Origin of the sequence: Kitasatospora sp. NPDC091257, assembly GCF_044757675.1 — a bacterium.
Taxonomy (GTDB): Bacteria; Actinomycetota; Actinomycetes; order Streptomycetales; family Streptomycetaceae; genus Kitasatospora; species Kitasatospora lactacystinica.
This window is the reverse complement of sequence record NZ_JBIVVI010001856.1, coordinates 1-1105: the sequence shown is the minus strand read 5'-3', so window position 1 is coordinate 1105 and position 1105 is coordinate 1. Positions and strand designations below refer to the sequence as shown.

Annotated in this window: 1 protein-coding gene; it reads left to right on the top strand. The window is 72.5% G+C overall.

Annotation, left to right across the window (positions count from 1 at the left end; genetic code table 11):
• Positions 1-187 precede the first annotated feature (187 nt).
• The coding region (locus tag ACIQOV_RS42485; protein WP_401056630.1) for a TolB family protein at positions 188-1105 on the top strand (918 nt) is incomplete at its 3' end.

Sequence of the window (1105 nt, the reverse complement as noted above, 5' to 3'; positions counted from 1 at the left end):
CTCCTGCCGGCCTCCCGCCTCCCCCGCCCTCCGTCTACTCCGTGCGACCGAGCGAGAACTCTCCGTCGCGTGTCGCCCGACCGCCGACGCCCCCCGTCTGACACAGTGACAGCTCCTTCCAGGGGCCTTCGTCCTGAATCCGCGGCGGGGGCACACGTCGGAACGGTCGAAAGGCTCGGAGGCGGAGATGGCACGGATCACCACCGGCACACGGCAGTCACCCACGGGCAGGGCCCGCACCCGCGCGAGCGCCGGTGCGGGCCTTCTGCTTCTGGGCACCCTGCTCACCGGCTGCGGAGCCGAACCCGGGGAGATCCCGCTCTCCGAGATCCGGCCGGAGACTCCCACCAGCACCCCCGAGGCGAGACCCGCCGAGACCCCCGGCGTGGTCGGTGCGGCCGTCGGAGCGCCCGCGGCCACCGCGCACAACGGACTGATCGTCAGCCGCGCCTACACCGACTCCGCCCACACCAGCAGCGCCATCGTCACCCTCTCCCCCGACGGCACCGGCCAGCACCAGGTCACCAAGCCGCCGGCCCGCGCCCTCGACGACCGCCCGGACTGGTCCCCCGACGGCACCACCATCGCCTTCGACCGCACCGACCCGCAGAGCGGCACCGCCCGGCTCTGGACCGTCCCCACCAACGGCGGCCCCGAACACCAGATCAACCAGCTCTGCGACAGCGGCACCGCCGACTGCGCCAACGAGGACGAACGGGCCCCCGCCTTCTCCCCGGACGGCAAGCAGGTCGCCTTCAGCCGATCCTGGGGCGCCCAGGACTCGACCGGCAGCCGCCAGATCCAGTACTCGGACCTCTACCTGATGAGCCCCGAGGGCACCGACGTCCAGCGGCTCACCTTCCTCACCAATGACAAGCCCTACTCCGGCATCGTCAGCAATCCCAGCTGGTCCCCCGACGGGAAGCAGCTCACCTTCGAGTACCGCACCAGCGCCACCGGGCAGCCCGCCGGCAGCCGCGCCATCTACGTCGTCAGCGCGGACGGCACCGGGCTGCGCCAGCTCACCCCCTGGGAACTGCGCGCGGGCGACCGTGCGGACTGGTCCCCCGACGGCACCCAGATCCTCTTCACCACCTACCCGGCC